The organism is Streptomyces sp. YIM 121038 (assembly GCF_006088715.1).
GTDB lineage: Bacteria > Actinomycetota > Actinomycetes > Streptomycetales > Streptomycetaceae > Streptomyces.
This window is the reverse complement of the sequence record NZ_CP030771.1, coordinates 1,168,713-1,191,613: the sequence shown is the minus strand read 5'-3', so window position 1 is coordinate 1,191,613 and position 22,901 is coordinate 1,168,713. Positions and strand designations below refer to the sequence as shown.

Sequence of the window (22,901 nt, the reverse complement as noted above, 5' to 3'; positions counted from 1 at the left end):
CGCTGGATCCGATCCGCCCCGCTGCTGATGCGCGAATTCCTGCAACGTGCCGTGATTTCCACCAGCTCCAGGAGTGAAGGAGCGGCAACTCACCTATACCGGCAATGGTTTTGCTTACCCCGGCGGTTCTCGGTCGATTCCGGAGAGGCACCCCGCAAGGCCCTGGCGCACGCTCGGGGAGACGAAGAAGAGGCAGTGCAATCGCTGTGACCGCTGTGCTGCGTGAGGCACCGCACTCGGCCGGTATTCCAGGTGACCTCTGCGATGTGGCGTCCAGAGTGGCGGAAGTCCCGTCGACATGACAACGGCACCTCAGCCGCATCATTGGCCGGATTTCCCTTTGCCAGCGGGAGGTTTGGCGCCTTCGGCTACGCCTCGGGCCGCTCGTGCGCCCGCAGGGTGGGCCACAGCACGGCGACGACCCGGTCGGCGAGGTCGGCCGGGGTGCTCCGCCCCGCGCGCAGGTAGTCGCCGAAGTAGCTGCCGAAGCAGAGGGTCACCACGGCGTCGAGATCGGCGTCCGCGCGCACGGCGCCCACGTCCTGGAGGTGGCGCAGGGTGCGCGTCAGCTCCGCGCAGCGCGGCTCGTTCCCGTGCTCGCGCAGCTGTGTGAACAGCTCCGGCTCGCGCTCGGCCTCGCCCATGAAGTTGCCGTGCAGGGCCATGGCCCGCTCGTTGTGGTAGCGCGGGTCGAGGCGCCGTACGGCCTCGGTGAACGCCTCCAGCGGAGTCATCCGCTCCAGGTCCATGGGCGGATAGGCCTCGCGCTGCTTGCGCAGGCCGTAGTCGAGGGCGTCCACGACGAGTTCGCGCTTGTTCGCCCAGCGCCGGTACAGGGTCGGGCGCGTGACCCCGGCGTCGGCGACGACGTCGCCGATCGTCAGGCGCGCGTAGCCGTCGGTGGCGAGCCGCGCCCGGGTGGCCTTGAGGATCGCCTCCTCGATCGCCGGATCCCGGGGCCTGCCGCCGGGGCGCGGCGCGGGCGCCCCCGCGTCCTTGCTGCTCATGACGTGCTCCTCCTGTCCGGGATCACCCTAACCGGAGCCCCCTCGCGCACCCCGTGGTGGAGTTTCAATCATTGACTGTAACGAAACCTGTAGGGCAGGGTGGCCCGCGTCAGGCAGCGCGCCACGGCGGCCCGGAGCCCGCAAGTCCGGAAGCCGTCGGTCCAACGTCCGCCCCTGCGCGGCGCCTTGGGCCCCGGGGCGCACCCCGCACCCGGTCAGGGAGGAACGCCCCCATGAGCACCAGCGTCCCGCGCCTCACGGTCGTACAGCCGGGGGAGGGCCACCACGCGCCCATCCCCGGCTTCGGCGCCGACTTCAAGCTGAGCAGCGCGGCCTCCGGGGGCCCGCTGTCCATCGTCGAGCACCCCTTCGGCGTGGGCGTGATCACCCCGCCCCACCTGCACACCAGGGAGGACGAGTACTCCATCGTCCTGGAGGGCGAGATCGGCTTCCGCTCCGACGACGCCGAGACCGTGATCGGCCCGGGCGGCTACATCATCAAACCCCGTGGCCAGATGCACGCCATGTGGAACGCCGGCGACACCCCCGGCCGCATCATCGAGATCATCACCCCGGGCGGCTTCGAGCGCTACTTCCAGGAAATCGCCGACCTCGTGGCCGCCAGCACGAGCGACCGCGGCGCCTTCGACGAACTCGCCGAGAAGTACGGGCTGACCTACGGCCACCCCGACTGGTTCGACGACGTCGTACGGCGCTACGGCCTCACCCCGCCCAAGCGCTGACGGCCGCGCCCCGCCGCTCCGTCCGCGCGAAGACCGGCCGAGGGGGAATCAAACGGGCTTTCGGCGGGGTAGGGATGTCGCGGCACGCCCCGCGGCCCCGCCGTCCGGGGTGCCGACCGCACGGTCCTGACGTACGTACGAAGGAGACGCAGATGGCCCTCACACCCGAGGAGCGCGAGGAGTTCCTGGCGCAGGCGCACATCGCGGCGCTGTCCGTGGACGCGGGAGAGGAGGGGCGGGCGCCGGTCACCGTCCCGATCTGGTACCAGTACGAGCCCGGCGGCGAGATCTGGATCATGACGGGCAAGGAGTCGCGCAAGGCGCAACTGATCGCCGCGGCGGGGCGGTTCACGCTCATGGTCGAGCGCGTGGAGCCGTCCGTCCGGTACGTGTCGGTGGAGGGCCCGGTCGTGGCGACGGAGCCCGCGACCCGCGAGCAGCTGCACGAGATCTCCGCCCGCTACCTCCCGGCCGACAAGGTCGACGGCTATGTGGAGGAGGCCTGGAAGGGGCACGGCGAGCAGATCGTCGTCCGGCTGCGCCCGCAGCGGTGGATCTCCTCGGACCTCGGGTCCATCTGACGGCCGCCGTGGGGAATGTCCGGTGGGCCGCTGTCGGGGACGCCCGACGGCCACCCGGGGATTCCCGGTGCCTGATATCGGCCTGTTGGTCCGGCTGTCAGCGGAAGTAAGTGCACGTGTGACCCCCGATGTCCTCCGGTTCCGGGCAACCCGCGGCCCCCGCGCGGCCTCTTCTCCAGCAGCGGCCCTCGCCGACCGACCCACCGACCAGAGGGCCCTGACAAGGAGAGGGGAACTGTGCACACGCACAGCTGGAGAAAGATGGCCCTGGCGGCCGGCGCGGCCGGGGTCCTCGTGGCGACGGGGGCCACGGCCATGGCCGACGCCGCGACCCCGGCCCCGGCGAACAAGCCCGACCTGCGCGCGGACGTCAACCGCGACGGGCGCGTCGACGTCGAGGGCGACAGCGACAGCCGCGGCGAGAACACCTGGACGCGGGAGCGCGGCGCGATCGTCCTGCCGAACATCGACGACGACGCCAAGCGCTGCCCCGTCAAGGACAGCAACGGACGGCCGCTGTCGAGCGCCAAGCTCGCCCGGTGCAACGACGCGTCCGACACCAAGGTCAACGGCGCCAAGGACGCCCTCGACCTGGCCCGGCTGCGGACCGTGCCGCTGCCCGACGCCGCCGCGGGCAGCCACGGCACCGTGAAGGTGGTGGGCGCGGGCGCCAAGAAGGCCCGTCTGTTCGTCCACCGCGACGGCCGCTGGTCCCTGCTGAAGCCCACCGACAAGCTCACCGTCAAGGAGCTGCGCTCCGGCGTCGAGCTGGGCATCGAGGCGACCGACGTGGTGCGGGACGCCGCGCAGTGGAACGGCGACATCACCGTCCGGTTCACCGTCGGCGGCGGCGACGGCCCGGCCCGCTCCGACGACGTCGTGCTGCGCACCGCGCCGGTGCTCACCCAGCACCACCTGCAGAAGGCCCAGGAAGTCCTGGTGACCAAGGTGCCGGGCCGCGACGCGTACAGCAAGGCCCAGCAGAAGTTCGTCAAGGACCTGGCGAAGCAGGTCAAGGACGCCGGGATCAGCAAGCCGCTGACCACCTTCACCAAGTACGGCGACATCTGGGCGCAGGACTTCGTGGAGCCCGGCTACGCCAGCATGCCGGGCCCGGACGGCAAGCCGCGCACGATGCGCGTGCTGATCCGCTCCGCGCAGCTCGACCGTCCGGCGGGCCGCGAGCTGTTCGAGAAGCTGCGCGGCCCCGACGTCGGCGTGGTGCAGGTCGCCAAGGCCGGCGCCAACGAGGAGTGGACGCTCAACTCCATGGGCAACCTGGAGACCATTCCGCCGTACAAGCTGGGGAACAAGGACTACCCCGCCGGGCGCATCATCCAGGGCTACCGCAAGGACAACGGCTCCAAGCCCGCCAAGTCCATGCGGACCTTCCTGAAGTCGCAGGGTGCCCAGGACCCGCTGCTGCTCGACACGTCCTGGCTGTCGGTCGGGCACGTGGACGAGTTCGTCCAGTTCCTGCCCGCCGACACCGAGCGCGGCTGGCGCATCGGCGTGGCCGACCCGAAGGCCGGTGTGGAACTCCTGCGCAAGGCCCAGCGCGAGGGCCACGGCGCGAAGAAGATGTTCTCGGTGCCGCGCGGCTCGGACGTCCCGGCGCCCAAGGAGACCATCGACAAGGTCCTCGGCTCCGCCAAGTTCAAGGCGGACAACAAGCTGGCCGCCGAGCGCATCGAGGCCAACCTGGCGACCCTCAAGCGCGAGACCGGTGTCACCGACGCCGAGATCGTGCGCGTGCCGGGCCTGTACGTGCGCGACGGCCAGGGAGGCAGCGGCCTGAGCAACAGCCGCAAGCTGCGCCGCCTCGGCCCGGACTCGCTGCGCAAGTTCAACCAGCTGCGCGGCGACGACAACCGCGCCGACGCGGGCGGCAAGGGCCGTACCCGGGCCGCCGCGGCCTGGCAGAACAGCGCCTACATCCCCGGCGCGGTCAACGGCGTCCTGCTCAGCCCGACCCGCTACCTCGCGCCCCAGCAGTGGGGCCCGGTCATCGGCGGCAAGGACATCTTCACCGAGGCCGTGAACTCCGTGTACGCCAAGGCCGGATTCACCACGACCTACATCGATGACTGGTACACGTACCACATCGGCATGGGCGAGGTGCACTGCGGCACCAACACGCTGCGGGACACCACCGCCCCGTGGTGGCCCAAGGCGTAACCCTGCTCCGGGCCCGTGGGGGCCCGCGTCCCGACGACGGACGCGGGCCCCCACGGGCCCCTGCGCGTCAGGCGGCCAGCCGCAGTTGGCCCTGGTGCGGGCCACCGCTCCCGAGCCGCGCCACGGAGACCTGCGACACGTTGGCCTGCGACACGGAGGTCTGCGCCACGGAGGTCTGCGACACAGTGGTGCGCGCCACCACGGCCCGCGGCGCCCGGGTGCCCGCGGCTCCCGGCCCGTGCAGTCCGCCGCGTGCCCGCCGCGCGGCGGCCGTCAGCTCGTGGTGCGCGAGCCCCAGCAGATCGCCGAGGCCGAGGCCGAGCGCGTGCGCCGCCGCCGCGAGGACCTCCGACGAGGCCTCCTTGCGACCCCGCTCGACCTCCGAGAGATACGGCACCGAGATCCGCGCCGCGTCCGCCACGTCCTTCAACGTGCGCTCCTGGGCCAGACGTTCGCGTCGCAGCACGGTCCCGACGACGTCACGCCACAGGGGCTCCTTGACGGCGGGGGCGGGCGCGGCCGGGCGCAGGGGAATGACGCGGGCGTCCCGGTCCGGCCGCGGCGGAGGGGGCGAGGCGTTCGTCGCATGGCTGGTCACGGCCTCAGCGTAGGAGCGCGGGGGCCCGCGGGGGCGATGTTCTGCCATGGGCGAAGTACGTTCTGCCTCGGGCGAAGCGGGGGCGGGGGCCGCGCGGGGCGAACGTCCACGGCTGGTCCCGCCCAGCGCTGGTGCCGCTCAGCGCTGGCGCCGCGCGGGGCTGGTGCCGCGCGGGGCTGAGGTGACGCGGGGCGAGGCCGTCCGGGGCTGGCGCCGCGCGGGGCGGACGTGCAGGGCTGACGCTTGGCGCCGACGCCGCTCGCCGCTGGTGCCGTGCGGAGACTCAGGTCGTCTGCGGCTGGCGTAGCGCAGTGCCTGATGCCGCCCGGGGTCCTCCACCGCCGAGGCCGTCGCCGTCCGGAGCCGTGGCTGTCCGGAGCCGTCGCCGCGCGGGGTCTGGACGGCGGGTCGGGCTCCGCCGAGGAGTTCGTCGCGAGCCTCGCGTGGCCCGGGCCCGTGCGCCCCACATGGACAAGGCCGGTGAGCCCCGCGCCCCCGAGCCGCCCGGGCGGGAACCTCCCCGTTCTCCTCCGCGTTGAGCGAATTGGCACCCCGAACCCGGCCGCCCCCGGCCGCGGGCTCCCGACGACCGCCGACCCGGCCAGGAGGCCCGCGTGCAGTACCGCGCCCGGTCCGCCCGGCTCGCCGCCTCGGTCCTCTCGGTGGTCGTCGCGGTCCTGGCGTTCGCCGTGCCGTCGCGCGCCCCGGGGGCCGTCCCCGCGGTCCCTACGGCGCTGGCCGCCCCGGACCGCTCCCACAGCGACAGCGTGGGCCCCCACGCCCCGGACCTCCCGCGCGTCGTCCACGCGACGGTCGCGCACCCGCACCACGCGCACCTTCCGCACCCGCCGTACCCGGCCACCACGGCCGCCGACCGCGCGCCGCACCGGCCCGTCGGCGGACCCGCCGCGCCCGCGCGCGGCACGGCCCCGGCCCGGCAGCACCCCGACGCCGGGCCGCGGCCGCGCGGCCCACCGCCACCGATGAGCAACGACACCGTTCAGGACGCCGCCTGACGGGCGCTTCGCGCGCCCGGCCGCCGCGCCGTCCCCCTTCGTCATGCCCTCATCGTGGATGTGGAGTACACCCATGCCCCGCGCACCCCTGTGGCGGGCGATCGTCGCCCTGGTCGCCGTCGCCGCCTCGCTGTTCCTCGCCCTCACCCAGTCACCCCGCCTCGGCCTCGACCTGCGGGGCGGCACCCAGATCGTCCTGGAGACCAAGGACTCACCCACCGTCAAGGCCGACGAGGCCGCGACCCGCAGGGCCGTCGAGGTCCTGCGCCAGCGCGTCGACGCCCTCGGCGTGTCCGAGCCGAGCCTCGCCCAGGCGGGCGCCAAGCGGATCGTCGTCGAACTGCCCGGCGTCCGCGACCCGCGCGAGGCCGCCGAAGTCATCGGCCGCACCGCGCAGCTGACCGTGCACCCGGTGACCGGTGCGACCGACCGGCCCGGCAAGGCCGCGCCCGCCGCCGACGGCTCCCGCACCCTGCCCGACCCCGACCGGCCCGGCGGCCACCTGCGGCTCGGCCCGACCGCGCTGACCGGCGACGGCGTGAAGGACGCCGACGCGGTCCTGGACCAGCAGGCCCTCAACGGCTGGTACGTCACCCTCGACTTCCGCAAGAAGGCCGCGGACGACTGGGCCCGCGTCACCGGCGAGGCGGCCTGCGCGCCGCGGGACGCCCCGCAGCGGCGCGTCGCCATCGTCCTCGACGGCAAGGTCATCTCCGCGCCGGGCGTCAACGCCGACGTACGCTGCGGGACCGGCATCACCGGCGGCAGCACCCAGATCACCGGCGGCTTCGACGAGGGCGAGGCCCGCGACCTGGCCGCCCTCGTCAAGGGCGGCGCCCTGCCGGTCCCCGTCGACGTGGTGGAACAGCGCACCGTCGGCCCGACGCTCGGCGCCGCCGCCATCGACGCGAGCACCCAGGCCGCGCTCATCGGCCTCGTCCTGACCGGCCTGTTCATCATCGTCGTCTACCGGCTGCTCGGCGCCCTCGCGACCCTCGCGCTCGCCCTGTACGGACTCATGTCGTACGCCGCGCTCCTCGCGGTGGGGGCCACCCTCACGCTGCCCGGCCTCGCCGGGTTCGTACTGGCCATCGGCATGGCGGTGGACGCCAACGTCCTCGTCTTCGAACGCGCGCGGGAGGAGTACCTGGGCCCCCGCGCGCTCCGTCCCGACGGGGAGTCCCGCACCGCCGGGGCGCCGCGCAGCATGGCCAAGGCGCTGCACACCGGCTTCACCAAGGCCTGGAGCGCCGTCGTCGACTCGAACGTCACGACGCTGCTCGCCGCGGGGCTGCTGTTCTTCTTCGCCACCGGCCCGGTCAAGGGCTTCGGCGTGACCCTGTCGATCGGCGTCCTCGTGTCGATGGTCGCGTCCTTCGTCGTCACGAGGGCGCTCGCCGACGCGGCCGTGCGCCGCCGCTTCGTCCGCGCCCGGCCGCGGCTCACGGGCCTGGCCACCACGGGCCGCGTCCGCACCCTGCTCGCCCGGCGCAACCCCCGCCCGGTGCGCCACGGGGGCCGCTGGCTGGGCGCCGGCGCGCTCCTGGTGGCCGTGGCGGTCGCGGGGATCGTGGTGCGCGGGCTCGACCTGGGCGTCGAGTTCACGGGCGGCCGCCTCGTCGAGTACAGCACCAGCCAGCGTCTGGACGCCGACACCGCCCGCGAGGCCGTCGCGGACGCGGGCTTCCCGCGCGCCGTGGTGCAGGAGTCGGGCGAGGACGACATCACGGTCCGCACCGGTGAACTCAGCGACGGCGAACAGGAGCGCATCAAGAAGGCCCTGGCGGGCCCCGGCGGCGAGGTGACCGTCGAACGCGACGAACGCATCGGCCCGAGCCTCGGCGCCGAGCTGCGCCAGAAGGCCCTGGTGGCGCTCGGCATCGCCGTCGCCGCCCAGCTGGTCTATCTGAGCGTACGGTTCCGGTGGACGTTCGCGACGGCCGCCGTCACCGCGATGGTGCACGACGTGCTCCTGGTGGTCGGCCTGTTCGCCTGGCTGGGCAAGACCGTCGACAGCGTCTTCCTCGCGGCCGTCCTCACGGTCATCGGCTACTCCGTCAACGACACGGTGGTCGTCTTCGACCGGGTGCGCGAGGCGCGGCGCCGCGACCCCCGGGCCGAGCTGGCGGACCTCGCCAACAAGGCCGTCGTCCGCACCCTGCCGCGCACCGTGAACACCGGCATGGGAGCGCTGTTCGTCCTGGCCGCCCTCGCCGTCCTCGGCGGCGACTCGCTCGCGGACTTCTCGCTCGCCCTGATCGCCGGTGTCGTGCTCGGCATGGCCTCGACGGTGTCCGTCGCGGTGCCCGCGGCGGTCCTCCTGGAGCGGCGGAGCCCGGCGCCCCGGCGTCCGGCACGGCCTTCGGAAGGCCCCCGTCCGCGCAGCCCGCTGGAGGCGGGGCGCCGCCGGAGCGGCGACGGCGCGGTGGTCTGAGGCCCGCCGCCCGGGCCGTCCGCGCGGTCAGTCGCCCAGGAAGCGCAGGGCGACGGCCGCGTGGACGGCGCTGCCCACGGCCATGGCGTCCTCGTCGAACACGACCCGGTTGCAGTGGATGTCGGGCGCCTCGTCGGGCGACGTCCCCGGCGGACAGGCGCCGAGGAACGCCATGGCGCCGGGCACCCGCTGAAGGACGTACGAGAAGTCCTCGGCGCCCATGACGGGCTCGGCGAGCTCGTGGACCCGGTCGGGCCCGAGCAGCGCGGTCGCGGCGGCGCGCGCGGCCGCGGTCCGGTCCGGGTCGTTGACGACGGGCGGATAGCCCTCCGGCAGCTCCACCTCGGCCGTGGCGCCGTGCGCGGCCGCCACGTGGTGCGCGACGCGGGCCACGTTCTCCCGCAGCAGCTCCCGCGTGGCGGGGGTCAGCGTACGGAGGGTGCCGTGGAGTTCGGCGGTCTCCGGGATGATGTTGGTGGTGGTGCCCGCCTCGATCCTGCCGATGGTCACCACGGCGGGGTCGAAGACGTGGACCGTGCGCGTCACCATCGTCTGGAGGGCCTGCACGATCTCGCAGGCGACCGGCACGGGGTCCAGGGCCCGGTGCGGCGCCGAGGCGTGGCCGCCGCGGCCGCGGACCGTCACGCGCAGCGTGTCGTGGGCGGCGAGCGCGGGTCCTGGACGCAGGTGCACGGTGCCGGAGTCGAGCCGGGTCGACACGTGCAGGGCGAAGGCCGCGTCCACACCGCCCTCCCCGCGGGTCCCGAGGACCCCCTCGTCGATCATGTGCCGGGCGCCGCCGTCGCCCTCCTCGCCCGGCTGGAACATGAACACGACGCGGCCGCGCAGTTCCTCCCGGCGCGCGGCGAGCAGCCGGGCGGCGCCGATCAGCATCGCCGTGTGCAGGTCGTGCCCGCAGGCGTGCATGGCGTCCGGCGCTTCGGAGGCGAACTCCAGGCCGGTGTCCTCGCGCTGCGGCAGGGCGTCCATGTCGCCGCGCAGCAGCACCGTCCGGCCCGGGTGCGCGCCCTCCAGGGTGGCCACGACGGAGCTGAGGGAGCGCGCCCCGTGGTGACCGTCAGGGGCAGGCCCTCCAGGGCGGCCAGGACCGTGGCCTGCGTACGCGGCAGCCGCAGGCCGAGCTCCGGCGCGCGGTGCAGGGCGCGCCGCGTGGTCACGAGGCCGGGCAGCAGCTCACGGGCCTGTGCCAGCAGGGGCCGCGGGTCGTCGGCGGTCATGGCGTGCCACCTCCGGTGAACGGGGCGGGGCGACTGTGGGCCGCCCCGGGCGGGCCAGAAGGCTGCCCCGCCCGGGGGGCCGTCATGCGAGGTCCGCGGTTCAGCGGGTGACGTGCCAGGTCAGCTCGCTCGTCAGGAGCTTGCGCAGGGCGGGGTCACGGACCGCCTTCGTGGTGTCCTTGGCGCGCACGGAGATCGTGTGGGCGCGGCCGTCGGCGGGCACGCCGAGGGAGCGCGGCGTGACGGCCCGCGCGTCGTCGCCCTTCTTGGCCGGGCGGCCGTCGACGTACCACCGCAGGCGGACGCCCGCGCCCGTCTCGACGGCGACGCGCTGCTTGCGGCGCACCTCGCTGCCGGTGGGCGTCGCGCTGGTCGCCACCGAGGCGTGCCGGTGGAAGCCCGCGATCATCGCCTCGCGCCCGGGCAGGTTGAACTGCCGCCCCAGCGTGCGCATGATCGAGTTGTCGGTGGGCCGGTACAGGCCGCGCGGGTAGTAGTTGCCGCCCTCGTACGCGCCGACGGTGCCGCCGTCGGGGGACGCCTGGCCGATCCAGCGGTACCACTTCTTCTTCTGCGCGGTCAGCTGGGCGGCCGTGAGCTTGCTGCTGTTCAGCCAGGACGGCTCGGCGCCCGTGTAGGTGCCGTACTCGTCGTACCAGTACTCGTCCGCGAGCTTGCCCAGGGAGTGGCCGAGCTCGTGCACGACGACCTGCGAGGACTGGGCGTTGTCGGAGGAGCCGGTGGCGATGCCGTCGTAGCCGGAGGGCGAGGTGATGTCGTTGTAGCCCGCGCCGCCGTACTTCGTGGAGTTCGCGAGCACGATCACCACGTCGGGGTCCGCGGCCTTGCGGGCGTACGCCTCGACCTTGTTGGTGTCGACGCACAGCAGGCGCTCGATGTTGTCGCAGTAGAAGGACGAGCCGAGCGCGGTGTCCTTGCGGACGTTGCTCGTCGGGTCGCCCGAGACGCCCGACTGCCGCGAGTGGGCGTCCACCGCCCACACGTTGAAGAGGTTCTTGTACGAGGCGTACGGCTCGACCTTGGAGACCTCCGCCCACTTGGTGCGGACGTCGGCGTGGAAGTCCTCCTGCTGGGCGGCGGTGTAGCCGTCGCCGATGAAGACGACGTCGGCCTTGGTGCCGACGGGGCCGTTCTGCACGATCGGCACGACGTCGCCGTCGGCGCCGCCCGCGATCTCCGACCGCTCCTCGCGCGTGAGCGGCGCGGGCGCGGGCACCTCCGTGTGGCGCGGGTGGCCGTCCTTGCCGAAGTACTCGACGCTCCGGGAGGGTTCGGCGGCGGAGGGCTCCGGGTGGGCGACCGCCCCGCCCGTGGCGGAGAGGGTCGCCGCGAGCGTGACGCCCGCCGCGAGGGCGACCCGGAGACGCTTTCGTCTGGTACGGGTCGGTATGCCTGATGTGTCGCTGGCCATGTGGGGGCCTCCTCAAGGCCGCTTATTAAGCGGCGAGTTAAGTAGGATTAACGCGCCGCTCAACGTAGGGGGCCGCGAGGGAAGAGGCAATGAGTACGTGAAGTTTCACTTGAGGCACATGAGTTGAGGGTGACTTCACGCCACCGGGCAAACCCGTCCGGCCCCTATCCAACCCCCGCGCCCATCGACTTAGCTCAGGTCACGGACCTACGGAGGATCCACGGAGGGGGAGAGGTGGCGGAAATCAGCCCCGAGGGGGCGCGGCTCGACGACCCGGCCGAGATCGGCCGCCGCGTGCTGCGGCTGCGCACCGAACGGGGGCTCACCCAGCGGCAGCTGGCCGAACCGGCCTACACGCCCGCGTACGTCTCCACCCTGGAGTCCGGCAAGGTACGGCCCTCCGAAGCGGCCCTCAGACACCTCGCGGGCCGCCTCGGCGTCGGCTACGAGGAGCTGGCCACCGGGCGGCCCGCCCGCCTGGCCACCGATCTGCGGCTGCGGCTCACCGACGCCCGGCGCGCCCTCGCCACCGGCGCGCCCGAGGACGCCGCCGCCGTCTTCCGCACCCTGCACGAGGAAGCCGTCGCCCACGCCCTGCCCTCCGAGCAGGCCGCCGCCCTCCAGGGCCTCGGCGACTGCCTCCTGGAGTCCGGCGAGCTGACCGACGCCCGCGACTGCTTCGCCGCCGTGGAGCGCCTCCTCGCCGACGAGCCGCTGCCGCGCCGCGTCCCCGCCATCCGCGGCCGCGCCACCGCGCACCTGCTCACCGGCGAACTGCGCTACGCCTGCTACCTCCTGGAGACCACCCTCGACGAGCTCAACGCCGCGGGCCTGCACGACCCCGACGCGCTGCTGCTCCTGTACACGGCGTCCATCGCGCCGTACATGGACATGGGCGCGCACGCCCGCGCCGCCCACGCCGCCGAGCTGGCGCTCGCCCTCGCCCCGAGCGTCAGCGACCCCGCGCTCGTGGCCCACATGCACCGCGGCGTCGCCCGTACGCTCATCGCCGAGGGCCGCACCGCCGAGGCCGACGCGTCCCTCGCCAAGGCGCAGGAGCTCTACCGCCAGCTGCACATCCGCACCGAACTCGCCCACTGCCACTGGATGCGCGGCTACGTCCACGCCCAGGACGGCGATCTCGACCGTGCCGAGAGCGAGCTGCGCACGGCCCGCGACATGCTCGCCTCCAAACGGGCCGCGCTCTTCACCGAGCAGGTCGAGGTCGAGCTCGCCGACGTGCTGCGGCGGCGCGGCCGGGCGGACGAGGCGGAGGCCCTGCTGCGACCGCTGCTCGTCTCCGGCGCGGACGGCGCCGACACCGGGCCGCTGGGCGCCGAGCGCGGCGCCGTGCACGCGGGCGGCGCGCACCGCCTGCTCGGCCTGATCGCGGAGGAGCGCGGCGACACCGAGTCCGCCGAGGAGCACTACTGCGCGGCCCTGTCCCTCCTGGAGCGCTCCAGCGCGGCCGGTGACCTGGCCGACCTGTGCCGGCTGCTCGGCGACCTGCTGCGGCGCACCGGGCGCGTCGAGGCCGCCCTCGACGCCTACCGCACGGGCCTCGGCCACCGGGCCGCACCCGGGACGACCACGCTGGGCCCGGCCCCGGCGACACCGCCCCTGTGAACCACGATCTTGCCTCTGCTTCGATGGGCCCATGACATCCGATGGGGGCACGACAGCGGAACGACCCACAGCACCGGACAAGGCCCCGGAGCGCCCGGTGCTCGACTGGCCGACGACGCTCGCGACCGAGCGCCTGACCCTGCGCCCGGTCGCGGAGCCGGACGTGCCGCACGCCGTCAGGCTGTGGACGGACCCACAGGTCCGGCGGCACCTCGGCGGGCCCGTGAGCGCCGACGTCGTCCGCGCCCGCGAGCAGCACTGCGTGGGCGTGCCCGGGGCGTTCGCCGTCGAGCGGCACGACGGCGCGGTGCTCGGCCTGGTCGTGGCCGAGCCCGACGGCCACGACGGCCGCACCGAGGTCTCTTACCAGCTCCTGCCCGAGCACTGGGGCCAGGGCTACGCCCGCGAGGCGGTCCACGCGGTCGTCGGCTGGGCCCGGCAGGCGATACGTTCCGCCATCCCCGGCGTGGTGGCCGTCACCCAGCGCGCCAACACCCGCTCCCGCCACCTTTTGGACAGCCTGGGCGCCACCCCCGCCGACCACTTCGTGGCCTGGGGCGAACCACAGGTCCTCTACGTGTTCCCCGACTGATCCTTGTCGCCGCAATTCCGCCGGGGATAGCCTGGGCCGGATCGTCGGCCGCCCGTTCCCGGGACACCGGCGCACGCCCGAAACCGAAAGGATCCGGTTCATGGGTCAAGGAATTCCCGCCGTTCTCCCGCTGGTCAGCACCGTGGTGGCCGAGGCATTCGACCGCTGGAGTCCGCCGCTGCACGAGGACTTCGAGAAGAACGCCCACAACGGCCGCGTCGGCTCCTCGCTCCTGGCCGAGACCGCGTCCGTACGGATCTGGGAGACCCGCCTCGGCCCCGGCGAGCGGATCCCCGTCCACCGCCACGTCCTCGACTACGTCTGGATAGCCCTGACCAGCGGCCGGGCCCGGCAGCACCTGGGCGACGGGTCCAGCCGCGAGATCGCGTACGAACGCGGCCACACCCAGCGTTTCCGTATCGCCGAAGGCGCGTTCCACCTCCACGACATGAGGAATATCGGCGAGGAAGTCCTCTCCTTCCTGGTGATAGAGGAAAAGGCCGGGCCGAACGAACCCCTGGAACTCACCGGGGCACAGCGGCACTGATTCAGAGAGCGGCGGTGAGCGCGGCGAGCAGGGAATGGTTCGCGTGCCGTTCGCCGATGGATATGCGGCAGGTATCGGGAATGACGCGCCCGGTGTCCGCGACGAGAATTCCCGCGTCGCGCAGCCGGTCCATGACCCGCTCGTGCTTGTGCAGCCGGACCAGCAGGAAGTTGGTCTCCGAGGGGAAGACGCGCTCCACCGCGGGATGGCCGGCCAGGGCGGCCGCCATCCACTCCCGCTCGGCGCGCACGCGCCGGACGCTGTGGAGCACGCGCGGCGCGTCGGTCAGCCGGTCCCGCACCGCCCGCTGCGAGGCGTCGGTGAACCCGAAGGGCACCTGCACCCGCCGCAGCGCGTCGACGACGCCCGGCCGGGCCAGGACGACGCCGCAGCGCGCGCTGGCGAGCCCCCACGCCTTCGACAGCGTCCTGAGCACGACGAGGTTGTCGTAGCGCGCGACGAGTCCGGCGTACGAGGGCTTCTCGCTGAACTCGACGTACGCCTCGTCGATCACCACGAGCCCTTGGCGGCCCGCCACCAGGGCGTGCACCCGCGCCGCGTCGAGCCTGGTCCCGACCGGGTTGTTCGGGTCGCACAGGAGGGTCACCCGCGGCTCCGCCGCCAGGATCCCCTCGACGTCCAGCTCGTCCAGGTCCTCGCCGCGCAGCGGCACGTCGACGACCGGTAGCCGCAGCACGCGCGCGAAGTGCTCGTAGAGCGGGAACGTCGGCGACGTGACGCAGACGCGCTCGCCGGGCGAGGCGAGCGCCGAGAGGAGCAGCAGGGCGCCGTCGACCGCCCCGCTCGTGAACAGCACGTGGTCCGCGGTGAGCGCGCCGACCCCCGCGTGGCCGGGCAGCCGCGCCACCGTCGACAGATACGTCCGGGCCAGCTCCGCCGTGTCGAGCTCGGGGTAGTGGCTCGCGGCCCCCAGGAACGGATTGGTGTTGCTCGACAGGTCGACCACGTCGAACCGCGGCTGACGCCGGAACCGGGCCGGGCCCGGCACCGGCACCGCGGCGACCGGCGGCGCCGCGAAGGCCGAGAGGACCGCTTCGCCCGCGTCCGCCTCGGCGGGGGCGAGGCCGGGGGCCCGCAGCCAGTGGTCGACGGGCACGAACAGATCGGCCCCGAGACCGCGCATCCGGCCGGCGTCGCCCCCGCCGAGGTGCACCCAGGCGAGGCCGGCCCGCCGGGCGTCGAGGTACACCCCGTACAGGCCCGCCTCCTGGAGGTCGAGGTCCGCACCGGGACCGTCGTCCAGCGTGGCCAGGGCCAGGCAGTACACGCCCCGGCCGTTGTGGGACCTCGTCAGGAGACCGGCCTGCACGACGGCGCTCCCGCGGCGGGCCACGAGCATCTCGGTGCGCTCCGCCAACGGGCCGCGGGCCAGCGCGTCGAGGGCGTCGGCGGTGTACAGGGCGGTGTCCTCGTGCAGCGCCACGAAGGCCTCGCGCACCCCGGCACGCCCGCCGAGCCCCCGCAGCGGCACCCGCTCCCAGCGGACCTCGCGGGCCGCCTCGGCGTGGCGGCGGCGCAGCTCGTCGAGCCGGTCGGCGCCGACGCGGGTCCGCAGCGCCTCGTCCACGTCCCCGGCGAGACGGAAGACGCACTCGGGGTCCACGGCGACGGGGACGAAACCGGCCCGGCGCAGCACGCTCGTGTCGTCGCTGCGGCGCACCCGGGGCACGAGGACCTGGGGCACGTCCAGCGCCTCGGCCCGCCCCAGCAGCTCGTCGAGCGCGGGGCGCGCGGGCACCGGACCGGTCGGGGCGTACGGCGCCCCGCCGCTGACCAGGGTGGGGCGCTCCAGGACCGCCGGGTCCAGGGTGGCGAACGCGGCGGTGTCCTGGGCTAGGTGCCCCAGCGAACACACGGGCTCGCGGGAGCCGAGGGCGGCGCACAGCACGTCCTGAAGCGCGTCGATGTCTGCGGTCCTGCGCACGCTGGGCACTCCTCTTCGTCACATGGGGCTCGTGTTCGTCACATGGGGCACGTGGTTCTCCCGCCTATCCCGGCGTCCCGCCCGTCCCGGCCCCGCCCGCCGGGACGCCCCGGCTCCCCTCACCGGGCCGCGCCCGGTCCGACGGACGCGTCGATGCGGTCGCGGTACTCCCCGAACAGCTCGGCCAGGGTGCGGGCGATGCCCGCCTTCCAGCCGACCGCGCAGTCGCCGATGAGACTGCGGCGCAGCGTGTGGTCGAAGACCGCCGTGCCCCGGCTGCGGTCGCCGCGGTCCAGCGTGACCGGCACGCCGGTGAGCGCGGACATGTACTCCAGGAGGTCGGTCATGCCGACTTCCTCGTCGCCGCCCCAGTTGACGACCCGCGCGCGGGTCCGCGCCGTCTCCCACAGGAGCGGGACCTGGCGCACGACGTCGTCGGTGTGCACCGGGTTGCAGTAGTTCTGGCCCTCGCGCGGCACCGCGCACGGCAGGCCCCGCAGCATCTCCCGGAACATGATCATGGGTACGCCGCCGTGCCCGTACGGGCCGTAGGCGATGTTGAGGCGGGCGATGACCGTGGGCAGCGCGAGCGCCTCGGCCAGGCCCCGCACCACGCCTTCGGTGGCGAGCTTGGCGACGGGGTACGTCGGCAGCCACGGCGCGCCCACGCCGAGGGGGTCGCCCTCCCGGTAGCGGTGGGTGGGATCCGCCCGGTCGTAGACCACTCCGGACGACACGTACAGGAACGCCTCCGCGGCCGAGCAGTGCGTCATCAGGCGCGCGGTGCCGACGGAGTTGACGCGCACCGCCGCGTCGAAGTCGCCGCTCTCGCCGCGGTGCACCGCCGAGTGCAGGACGTGGGTGAAGTCGCGCGGCAGGCCGTCGAGGCCGCCGGAGTCCATGTCCCAGGTGAAGGTGCGGGCGCCCCGCTCCTCCAGTGCCGCGCGGGCGGCCCGGTCGCCGAAGCGGCCCAGGCACCACACCTCGTTGCCGGGGGCGAGCGCCTCGGCGACGGGCCGGGCGACCTGCCCGGTCCCGCCGGTGATGAGGATCTTCTTGCCTCGCATGGTCAGCGGCTCCTGCTCGTGTCGGCGGTGGCGGGGGTCGTGGCCGGGCTCATCGGCCGAGCGCGCGGGTCAGTTCCTGCCGCAAGGTCGCCTGGAAGGTCCCCACGTGCTGCGGGCTCATCAGGGTGTAGTGCTCCCCGGCGACCTCGACGTAGCGGTTGGGGCCGCGGGTGAAGGCGTCCCAGTGGCGCAGCTGGCCGTCGAGCCACTCCTGTGTGGTGCCGCGCAGCGGCGTGCAGTAGAAGACCCGCACCTGTCCGACCGACCCCGACGGTTCGTACGTACGGCCGAGGCGCACCATGTTCTGGGCGAGGTGCACCCACGCGGTGAACCGCTCGACGGTGAGGTCGAGTTCGGTCAGCCGGCGCCGCGGCGCGTGCGCGACGAGGTAGGCGAGCTGGTCGGCCTCGGGCAGGGGGCGGAGGGTCGCGGTGAGCCGCTCCACGTCGGCGGCGGCGATCAGTTCGAGGAAGAGCGCCAGGTTGATCGCGCCGTCGGTGAAGGTGATCTCGTTCATGCGGGCGGAGATGCGCGGCGGCAGGTTGAAGACGCCCACGAAGCCGACCTCGTCGCCGTCGGCCTCGAGGCGCTTGGCGATCTCGAACGCGACCGCGCCGCCGTAGGAGTAGCCCGCGACGGCGTACGGCCCGCGCGGCTGGACCCGCCGGATCGCCGCCACGTAGGTGGAGACCATCTCGGCGAACGACGCGAAGTGGGTCTCGCCCTGCCCGAACCCGCGTGCCCGCAGCGCGTGGAAGGGCCGTTCGCCGGTGAAGTACTTGGCGAGGTTGACGAACACCAGGACCTCGCCGAGGCCGGGGTGCACACAGAACAGCGGGGTGCCGTCCCCGGTCACCTGGAGCGGCACCAGCGGGTCGTAGGCCGCGTCGCCGCCGCCCCGCCCGGCGGCCAGGCGCGCGGCGAGGGCCCGTACGGTCGGGGCCTGGAGGAGCGTCGCCATCGGTACGTCGTCGATGCCGAACGCGGCCTGGATCTCCAGCTTGAGCCGCAGCACGTCGAGGGAGGTGCCGCCCAGGTCGAAGAAGCTCGCGGTCACGGACACCTCGCGGGTGTTCAGGACGCGGGCGTACAGGGCGGCGAGCGTCGACTCGGCCGCGCCCTCCGGGGCCGTGTGGGCGCCGAGGAAGCGGGCGCTGACCTCCTGGGCCCGGCGGGCCGCGCCGTCCAGGTCCCCGGCCTCGACGGCCGCGCGCAGCCGCGCGCGCTGGACCTTGCCGAGGTTGCCGCGCGGGATGTCGGCCGCGGTGACGGGGAGGATCAGCCGGGGGCGGAACCCCCAGTGCAGCACCGTGGAGCTGCGGATCGCCACGATCGCCCGGTACACGGCCGCGTCGTCGGTGGGATCGCAGGCCGGTACGAACGCGAGGGCGAGCTGCTCGGAGTCCGCCCCCTCGGGCCGCACCGGGAAGGCGGCGACCTGGCCGCGCCGCACCTCGCCGAGCCCGTCCAGGGCCGCTTCCAGGTCGTGGCTGTAGTAGTTGACGCCGTGGACGATGATGGAGTCCTTGGCGCGGCCGACCAGCGTCAGCCGCCCCTCAGCGTCGAGGTGTCCCAGGTCGCCGGTGCGGAACCAGCCGTCGGCGGTGAACGCCCGTGCGGTGGCCTGCTCGTCGCCGAAGTAGCCCGAGGTGACCATGGTGCCGCGCAGCTGCACCTCACCGGGTTCGGAGGCTTCTCCGGCGGTGGCTCCCCGGATGGCGGTGGCTCCCCGGATGGTGGCTTCGTCGGCGGAGGCTTCGTCGGCTGTGGCTTCCTCGCCGGTGGCGGCGAGCACCGTGCCGTCGCCGTCGACGATCCGTATGCGCAGCCCCCGTACCGGACGGCCGAGCGACGGGAACTCCGGCTCCCCGTCGCGGGCGGTGAAGTCACGGTTGAACACGCTGCCCGCGCAGGTCTCCGTCATGCCGAACGCGGGCACGACGGCGTCCTCGCGCAGCCCGTGGCGGGCGAGGGCGTCCAGGAAGGTCCGCACGGTGGCGGTCACCGTCGCCTCGCCGCCGGAAATGATGTGCCGCACCTGCGACAGGTCGATGTCCGGCCGCTCGGCCGGCCCCTGGGCGAGCGCCTGGTTGATCTGCCCGAACAGGAAGTTGGGGGTGAAGGCCACGCGCACCCGGTGCGCCGTGAGCAGCCTGAGGAACTCCACCGGGTCGGCGAGGACCGTCTCCGGTGTCGCGATGACCTGCTCCGCGCCCTGGGACATCGGCAGCAGGTGCGCCTCGACCGCGGCGATGTGGTCGGCCGAGATCCAGTTCATCATCGTGTCGTCGGGCCCGAGGCCGAGCGCTCCGGCCTTGCCCGCCACCGCCGCGAGGAGGTTGGCGTGGGTGAGCTCGACCGCCTTGCTCGCGCCGGTGGACCCGGAGGTGAGCATCAGCAGGGCGAGGTCGTCGGGGGCGGGGCCGACGGCGGGGGAGCGCACTCGGTCGTCCTCGGGGGAGGCCTGGCTCAGCTCCTCCACGGTGACGGTCCGCAGGCCGGTCTCGGGCAGGTCCCCGTGCGCGGCCTTGGGCACGAGGAACAGCGGGTCGCCCAGGAGCGCGCGCAGCTGCGCCAGGCGCGCGTGCCGGAGCGCGGGGTCGGCGGGCGGCGCGACCGGACACGGCACGACACCGCTGAGCACGCACCCCCAGAAGGCACGGACGAAGCCCTCCGGGTCCTGGGCGGCGATCAGCGCCCGGTCGCCCGGCGCGGCGCCGAGGCCGCGCAGCCCCCGCGCGATCCGGCGGCCGGAATCCCACAGTTCGGCGTAGGAGAGGAAGGAGCCGCCGACGAAGGTGACACCACGAGTCGTGTCATGGGCCGCACGCTCGAGCACATGAGCAACAGTCACATACGAAGCAGTCAAAGAAGAACGTTGATCCGGCATCGGAACGAACCTCCAGCCAAAAACAGCGCGGAAGAGCCGTGAGCGCATGCAGTGAGAGGGAAAAGGGGAGGGCGAATCCGCGACTGCCCCGCACGGAGGACGTGGCCGGGGTGCGCTGGGATGCCCGGGGAAGCGCCCGGGAAGCCGGGGCTTCGGAGCGGGACGGTGTCAGTCGCCCTCGTTGAACTGGACGATTTCCTCGATCGTCTGCCGCAGTTTCAGCTCATCGTGGTCGGACACGATCGCATGGCCCACTTTGCCGTACGGTCCGAGCGGCGTATCGGGCGCGGAGGAGTACTCGATCTCGTCGAAGAGGAAGCTCCGCTCGAAGTCCTCGCGGGTGAGTCTTCCCCGCTTCGGGCGGCGCAGCAGCAGATAGCCGTGAAAGCGATCCGGCGTACGGTCGTCGAGGGTCTGCGTGACTCCTTCCCCGAGCGCGAGGCTGATTTCGACGTCGAAGAGGTCGACGCCGTAGGTCATGTGGTTGATCTGCGGGGAGAGCGCCCCCGGGAGGCGGATGGCGCACTCGCCGAACGTCAGCCCCGACTCCTGGACGAACGCCTCCAGATGGAACACGCAGGACGGCGCGCCGAGGTGGCTGAGTACCTGCCGGGCGAGCGTCTCCGCCTGGGAGAACAGCGTTTCGTGCCGCCTCTTGTCCAGGAGGTGCGCGGCCAGAACGCCGCCTTGCGCGGCGCGCAGCGGCGCGTCGTGATAGCGCGTCATCGACGACCACCGGAGGTCGCCGTTCTCCCAGATGCCGTCGATATAGACTTCCGGCGCCGCGATGAACGATTCGGCGACGACGGCGACGTCCGAGTCGCCGGGAAACGGCTCCAGAGCGCGTGCGTACTCTTCGGGAGAGCGGACGACGCTGGTGCGCAGGGACCCGGCCCCGGTCGCGGGTTTGACGACGAAGGTGTCGCCCAGGTCGTCGACGAGATCGGCGAACGTGGTGTCCGGGGTGGCGTAGCGACAGCGCGCCCGCGCGATGCCCGCGGGCAGTCCGCTCTTCTGCAGGTACTTGTCCCGGAAGTAGGGGACCGTCCCGGAGTCCGTGTTTCCCGGAAGGTTCAACTGCTGCCGCAGGAAAGCGGCTCCGAACACGCCCATTTCGTGGACGGTGAGCACTCCCACGGCATCACGGACGCGCGCGGAGAGCACCGCTCGCAGGATTTCCTGGGCGTTCTCGATGTCGGTGACACGTGTGCAGTCGACGCCACGGAGCGAACGCGTCGGCTGTTGCACGATGTAGAAGGGATCGAGGCCCCGGCGTCGCAATGCCCGATCGAGGTCGTCCCGATGCCCGATGGCGATAATGGTCGGCATTCTCGTCCCCCGTATGACGGCCAGCCGAATGTTCAAGAAGTCATCAGTGGAGTCACCGCTGATTCAGTGGGTGATTTCCTGAGTGGTCGAGCAACACGCTGGCATCGTGGCACACGGGATCCCGCCGTGTGGATACGCGGAACAAGATCCTTTATCCATTCGGCGTGGTGTGGGTCACAAGTTGAGGGCCGTGATGGGGGGAAGTAGGACGCTTGGAGAATCTTTCTCCCCTTCCAGCCGTATAAGCCCTCTTGTCCCACTTCCTCTCCAGCTGGAGCGGAGGGCCCGCCCGAAGTCCAGGCGGCACGCCGGGTAAGGGCGGGTGGCGAGGGGGGGAGGGCCGGGTCGTGCGCGCCCGTCCTCGCGGTCAAACGCACTGAATTGAGCCGACCCCGGCCCGAAATTCCAGACGCGGGCCGCCAAGAAGCAGGGCGCGAACCGGAATTGAAAACGGTCACCGATGCAGCCTTTGCGGTAGTGGTGGAATTGCGCTTGACTCCCCTGCGGCAGTCACCGTCGGCACACGTGGGGGGAACTCCGTGGGGCACGCTCATACGGATCAGCACACACACGACCACGAGGGCGGAGGTCATGCCGGGCACAGTCACGGCGTCTCCGCCGACGCCGACCGGCGATGGCTTTCGCTCGCCCTCGTATTGATTGGCGTTTTCATTGCCGTCGAGACGGTCATCGCTTTCATGGCCGGTTCCCTCGCGCTGATATCCGACGCCGTCCACATGCTCACGGACGCCTTCTCCATCGTGCTCGCGCTCGTCGCGATGCGGCTCGCCGCGCGGCCCGCCAAGGGCACGTACACCTTCGGCCTGAAGCGGGCGGAGATACTCTCCGCCCAGGCCAACGGGCTCACGCTGCTGCTCGCCGCCGCCTGGCTCGGCTTCGAGGCCGTGCAGCGGCTGCTGCACCCGCCGGAGGTCACCGGCTGGATGGTGCTCGCCACCGCGCTCTCCGGCGTGGCCGTCAACCTCGCAGCGACCTGGTGCCTGTCCAAGGCCAACCGCTCGTCGCTGAACGTCGAGGGCGCCTACCAGCACATCCTCAACGACCTGTACGCCTTCATCGGCACCGCCGTCGCGGGCGTCATCGTCATGACCACGGGCTTCGCCCGCGCCGACACCATCGCCACGCTGTTCGTCGTCGCCCTCATGGTCAAGGCGGGCTGCGGGCTGCTCCGCGACTCCGGCCGCATCCTCCTGGAAGCGGCGCCCGCGGGCCTCGACCCGGACGCGATCGGGGGCGAACTCGCCGGGATGCCCTCCGTGGCCGAGGTCCACGACCTGCACATCTGGACCATCACGTCCGGCGAACCCGCCCTGTCGGCCCACGTCCTCGTCCACCCCGGCGGCGACTGCCACGCCGTGCGGCGCGAGCTGGACAAGCGCCTCGCCGACGCGTACGGGCTCACGCACACCACGCTCCAGATCGACCACGAGGACCCGGCCGCCGCCGCGACGCCGCCCGCCTCCGCCGCCCCGCACTGCCCGAGCGGCCACGGCCCGACGCACCGCGGCGCCCGCCGCGTCCACTGACCCGGCACCACCCCGGGGCGGCCCCGCCCCGCGCGCTCCGTCCCCGTACGGGTGGTGCCCGGCGGACGGCGCATACCGGTGGCGGGCCCGGCGCAGAACAACGGGACGTCCACCGTTGCCTGCCGCGTGGG

Annotated in this window: 16 protein-coding genes and 1 pseudogene; 9 read left to right on the top strand and 8 right to left on the bottom strand. The window is 73.3% G+C overall.

What is annotated here, in order from left to right; genetic code table 11:
* Positions 1 to 368: 368 nt before the first annotated feature.
* Entirely contained in the window at positions 369 to 1,007 is a 639-nt protein-coding gene (locus tag C9F11_RS04555) for a TetR/AcrR family transcriptional regulator (RefSeq protein ID WP_138958029.1), read from the bottom strand.
* Between the two features lie 233 nt (positions 1,008 to 1,240).
* Here C9F11_RS04555 and C9F11_RS04550 point away from each other — a divergent pair, with 233 nt between their 5' ends.
* The 3 genes from C9F11_RS04550 (at position 1,241) to C9F11_RS04540 (ending at position 4,509) form a co-directional block, all read left to right on the top strand.
* Positions 1,241 to 1,750 (top strand): cupin domain-containing protein, encoded by a 510-nt coding sequence (locus tag C9F11_RS04550; protein WP_138958028.1) that lies wholly within the window; start codon positions 1,241 to 1,243, stop codon positions 1,748 to 1,750.
* Positions 1,751 to 1,902: 152 nt separating this feature from the next.
* Complete coding sequence (locus tag C9F11_RS04545) at positions 1,903 to 2,331, top strand: pyridoxamine 5'-phosphate oxidase family protein (protein ID WP_138958027.1); 429 nt, start codon at positions 1,903 to 1,905, stop codon at positions 2,329 to 2,331.
* A gap of 315 nt (positions 2,332 to 2,646) precedes the next feature.
* Positions 2,647 to 4,509, top strand: coding sequence for a protein-arginine deiminase domain-containing protein (locus tag C9F11_RS04540; protein WP_249402138.1), 1,863 nt, complete (start codon positions 2,647 to 2,649; stop codon positions 4,507 to 4,509).
* Between the two features lie 295 nt (positions 4,510 to 4,804).
* Here C9F11_RS04540 and C9F11_RS04535 read toward each other — a convergent pair.
* A pseudogene (locus C9F11_RS04535) lies at positions 4,805 to 5,044 on the bottom strand (helix-turn-helix transcriptional regulator); the annotation flags it as partial.
* A 677-nt stretch (positions 5,045 to 5,721) separates the two neighbouring features.
* On the opposite strand from C9F11_RS04535, the gene C9F11_RS04530 reads away from it, so the two are divergent.
* Positions 5,722 to 6,123: a hypothetical protein gene (locus C9F11_RS04530; protein WP_138958026.1), complete on the top strand. Its 402-nt coding sequence runs from the start codon at positions 5,722 to 5,724 to the stop codon at positions 6,121 to 6,123.
* Positions 6,124 to 6,196: 73 nt separating this feature from the next.
* Entirely contained in the window at positions 6,197 to 8,557 is a 2,361-nt protein-coding gene (gene secD / locus C9F11_RS04525) for a protein translocase subunit SecD (RefSeq protein WP_138958025.1), read from the top strand.
* 27 nt (positions 8,558 to 8,584) lie between these two features.
* On the opposite strand, the gene C9F11_RS04520 is transcribed toward secD, so the two are convergent.
* Both C9F11_RS04520 and C9F11_RS04515 read right to left on the bottom strand, forming a co-directional pair.
* Complete coding sequence (locus C9F11_RS04520; protein WP_346347223.1) at positions 8,585 to 9,601, bottom strand: M20 family metallopeptidase; 1,017 nt, start codon at positions 9,599 to 9,601, stop codon at positions 8,585 to 8,587.
* 294 nt (positions 9,602 to 9,895) lie between these two features.
* Positions 9,896 to 11,227 (bottom strand): M64 family metallopeptidase, encoded by a 1,332-nt coding sequence (locus C9F11_RS04515; protein ID WP_138958024.1) that lies wholly within the window; start codon positions 11,225 to 11,227, stop codon positions 9,896 to 9,898.
* 234 nt (positions 11,228 to 11,461) lie between these two features.
* On the opposite strand from C9F11_RS04515, the gene C9F11_RS04510 reads away from it, so the two are divergent.
* The 3 genes from C9F11_RS04510 (at position 11,462) to C9F11_RS04500 (ending at position 13,992) form a co-directional block, all read left to right on the top strand.
* Positions 11,462 to 12,853: a helix-turn-helix domain-containing protein gene (locus C9F11_RS04510; RefSeq protein ID WP_171075631.1), complete on the top strand. Its 1,392-nt coding sequence runs from the start codon at positions 11,462 to 11,464 to the stop codon at positions 12,851 to 12,853.
* 31 nt (positions 12,854 to 12,884) lie between these two features.
* Positions 12,885 to 13,445 (top strand): GNAT family N-acetyltransferase, encoded by a 561-nt coding sequence (locus tag C9F11_RS04505; RefSeq protein ID WP_138958023.1) that lies wholly within the window; start codon positions 12,885 to 12,887, stop codon positions 13,443 to 13,445.
* Positions 13,446 to 13,545: 100 nt separating this feature from the next.
* Positions 13,546 to 13,992, top strand: coding sequence for a hypothetical protein (locus tag C9F11_RS04500; RefSeq protein WP_138958022.1), 447 nt, complete (start codon positions 13,546 to 13,548; stop codon positions 13,990 to 13,992).
* Position 13,993: 1 nt separating this feature from the next.
* Here the strand turns inward: C9F11_RS04500 and C9F11_RS04495 are convergent, their stop codons facing one another.
* The 4 genes from C9F11_RS04495 to C9F11_RS04480 form a co-directional block, all read right to left on the bottom strand.
* Positions 13,994 to 15,937: an aminotransferase class I/II-fold pyridoxal phosphate-dependent enzyme gene (locus C9F11_RS04495; RefSeq protein ID WP_138958021.1), complete on the bottom strand. Its 1,944-nt coding sequence runs from the start codon at positions 15,935 to 15,937 to the stop codon at positions 13,994 to 13,996.
* 119 nt (positions 15,938 to 16,056) lie between these two features.
* Positions 16,057 to 17,004: an NAD(P)-dependent oxidoreductase gene (locus C9F11_RS04490; protein WP_138958020.1), complete on the bottom strand. Its 948-nt coding sequence runs from the start codon at positions 17,002 to 17,004 to the stop codon at positions 16,057 to 16,059.
* Between the two features lie 49 nt (positions 17,005 to 17,053).
* Complete coding sequence (locus tag C9F11_RS04485; protein ID WP_249401594.1) at positions 17,054 to 19,843, bottom strand: non-ribosomal peptide synthetase; 2,790 nt, start codon at positions 19,841 to 19,843, stop codon at positions 17,054 to 17,056.
* A gap of 219 nt (positions 19,844 to 20,062) precedes the next feature.
* Positions 20,063 to 21,223 carry an ATP-grasp domain-containing protein gene (locus C9F11_RS04480; RefSeq protein WP_138958018.1) on the bottom strand — a complete coding sequence of 387 codons (1,161 nt, stop codon included), beginning with the start codon at positions 21,221 to 21,223 and terminating at the stop codon, positions 20,063 to 20,065.
* A gap of 539 nt (positions 21,224 to 21,762) precedes the next feature.
* On the opposite strand from C9F11_RS04480, the gene C9F11_RS04475 reads away from it, so the two are divergent.
* A complete protein-coding gene (locus C9F11_RS04475) occupies positions 21,763 to 22,770 on the top strand; it encodes a cation diffusion facilitator family transporter (RefSeq protein ID WP_138958017.1) in 1,008 nt (335 codons plus the stop codon).
* Positions 22,771 to 22,901 lie beyond the last annotated feature (131 nt).